General features: G+C 59.8%; 3 protein-coding genes. 1 reads left to right on the forward strand and 2 read right to left on the reverse strand.

All coding sequences use genetic code 11. The annotated features are described in order from the left end of the window. The coding region (locus tag RMO81_RS14490) for a type II toxin-antitoxin system RelE/ParE family toxin (RefSeq protein ID WP_409049629.1) at positions 1 to 190 on the forward strand (190 nt) is incomplete at its 5' end. 166 nt (positions 191 to 356) lie between these two features. Here RMO81_RS14490 and RMO81_RS14495 read toward each other — a convergent pair. After that, complete coding sequence (locus tag RMO81_RS14495) at positions 357 to 722, reverse strand: hypothetical protein (protein WP_310476618.1); 366 nt, start codon at positions 720 to 722, stop codon at positions 357 to 359. Positions 723 to 1,022: 300 nt separating this feature from the next. Further along, positions 1,023 to 1,833: protochlorophyllide reductase (locus RMO81_RS14500; protein WP_310476619.1), on the reverse strand; the 811-nt coding region annotated here is incomplete at its 5' end.

The following is a 1,833-nucleotide window of genomic DNA, read 5'->3' on the forward strand; positions in this document are numbered from 1 at the left end:
TCCGGAGCGTGGCGCGGTGCCGCGTGAGTTGGACGCCCTCGGCATCAGCAGCTTCCGCCAACTCAGCGCCAAACCGTGGCGCATCATCTATCGCACCAGCGAAAAGACCGTGATTATCCTACTGATCGCCGACGGCCGCCGCGACATGCAGACGCTCTTGGAGCAGCGGCTCCTGCGGTCAGGCGGATAACACGAAAAGAGTGGGGTCAAAGGTAAACATGGTGTGCCTCCGGTCGGCAGAGGCCGATCCCCTGCACCCATTCGTATATGGGAACCTTGGACCGGCTTACAGCTTGGCCAATTCTTTGCACTGCAAGCGCCTGAACGTTACACGTTCTCGCGATAAATTTTTGGCGCTAATCGAGCAGCTTTGATTTCAGGCTAAGACGAGCGCGCCCGGCCAGCGTCGGTTTCGGCTTGACGTTACGCACGATCTCTTCACCCGTGCTCTTCCTAATGCGTACCTCAACGCCCTTCATGTGGCGGCTGAGGCGTTTGGCCACCAGATTGGGATCTTCCGGCTTTGGGCTCAAGCTACGCAATGTCTTCTTGTTAGCCGATTGGGCTTTGACTGCCGCCTTGGTAACCAAATTCTTCGCATTGCCCGTCTTTTGCGGCTTTTTCTTTTTCGTGGTCGACGGGCCACACGGCCCGCCGTTGCCAAACCAGCCTGATCCTGGATGGATGACGGTCGACCCACCGAAATAGCTGCCACGCGACATAGATACTCCCTACTGGCCGAAGCTCGCATGGACAGGCTCAACAGTCCAGTTTGGTTTTCGATCATTTTCAAACTCAGATAGCTCTTCCTCGTTGAGCGGGGCCAAGCTTACGAGCTGTTGGCCGTCTGGCTTTAACTGATAACTGTTCAATACAGTTTTACGGAGCGGGGCAGCGCACTTGTAATAACGGGATCAGCTCGCTAGCGGACCCCCTTTCCGAACAGTGCGCCCGAAAACGAAAGTGGGTGCAGGGCCTCAGGCCCTGCTCGCCGGAGGCCCTGTTGCTTGTCCAATCTTCGCTCAGGTCAGCCCCACTGCCTTCATCGTCAAGTCCCACAGCCGTTCGTTCCGCGCCTCATTGGTGCCGCGCGCCGATAGTGGTTGGGCAAAGGGCCGGCGGCCTTGTTTCTGGCGGTTGCCCCAGCTCCAGTGCACGCCGGATTGGCTGGCGAAGGCCGGATCGGCGATCACTTGTGCGGTGCGGTCGCCGGCCAGCGGCTGGCTCACATAGCCTTTGGTGATGTTCTTCTGGAACCAGGGGAAGATTTTCTGGAAGGCTGGCGGTGTCTCACGGAACAGGGCGGTATCGGCGACGCAGCCGGGGTAGAGCGTGTTGAACACGATGCCGGTGTCGCCCCAGCGTTTCTGGAATTCGCGGCTCATGATCATGCAGGCCAGCTTGCTGTCTTTATAGGCCTTGCCGGGCTTGAACGGCTTGCCGTCGATCATGGCGATGGGCGCCTTGAAGCCGGCTTCCAGCCCGGCCAGATCGCCGAGTTCGGCCGGCGCCGGGATTGGCACCTTGCCGCCGAATTCCTCGCTGTTGGCGGTGACCGTGCCCAGCGTGATCAGCCGCGGCGGCGATTGCAGCCGGCCTTTGGCTTTCTTCAAATCGTCCAGCAGCAGATGGGCGAGCAGGAAGTGACCGAAATAATTGGTGGCGACGCTGATTTCATAACCTTGCGGAGAGCGCATCGGCGTTTCGAGGCGCGGCAGATAGACGGCGGCGTTGAGCAGCAGCGCATCGAGCGCCAGGCCCATGCCATGGAATTCATCGGCAAAGCGGCGCACGCTGGCCTGATCGCCCAGATCGATGTGCAGCAGGCGACGA

The organism is Sandarakinorhabdus sp., assembly GCF_031422795.1.
Lineage (GTDB): Bacteria > Pseudomonadota > Alphaproteobacteria > Sphingomonadales > Sphingomonadaceae > Sandarakinorhabdus.

Excerpts from the sequence above, each read along its gene's own strand:
- RMO81_RS14495 (WP_310476618.1), bottom strand. The coding sequence starts at position 722 with ATGTCGCGTGGCAGCTATTTCGGTGGGTCGACCGTCATCCATCCAGGA.